This window comes from Arthrobacter sp. Y3223164, from assembly GCF_059091005.1.
In genome coordinates this window covers 1-486 of sequence record NZ_JBNHGF010000836.1, presented here as the reverse complement: position 1 = coordinate 486, position 486 = coordinate 1, and the positions used below count along the sequence as shown (strand labels likewise).

The window sequence follows — 486 nt, the reverse complement described above, 5'->3', positions numbered from 1 at the left end:
CGCAGGACGGCCACGCCGGCGGTGGCGCCCAGGGCGTCGGCCGCGGAAAACACCACGTGGTCCACGGCGGCATGGAAGACCGGGTCGGCCAGCAGCCGGGCCGTTTCGCCCTGATAGACGCCGTCGGCAATTTCCACCACCACCACGTCGGTCTCGGAAGTGGTCAGCGCGTCGATCAGGCTGGTGAGCAGGCCGCGCACGCGCTCGTAGTCCAGCAGGTAGGTGGTCGGGAAGCCAAAGTCGGTGAAGTCGAGCACTTTCGCGGCTCCGGCATCGGCGAACAGCAGCGGGTCGTTGCCGGCGCCGGTGCCGGTGGCCTTTCCCGCGGACACGTGCAGGCCGGCCGCGGTCAGGCCCTTGACCAGGCAGCCAAGCGTGGTGGACTTGCCGGAGTTCATGGACGTGCCGAGCACCGCAATGACCGGCGGCCGTCCCGGCAGCGCGGTGCCGGCGCCGATCGAGTGCGGCGCCAGGTCGGCCAGGTTG

1 protein-coding gene is annotated in these 486 nt (G+C 71.0%); it reads right to left on the bottom strand.

The window, feature by feature from the left end; translation table 11 throughout:
* A partial coding sequence (locus AC5RUJ_RS18290; RefSeq protein ID WP_494156524.1) for a P-loop NTPase family protein occupies positions 1-486 on the bottom strand: 486 nt, incomplete at both ends.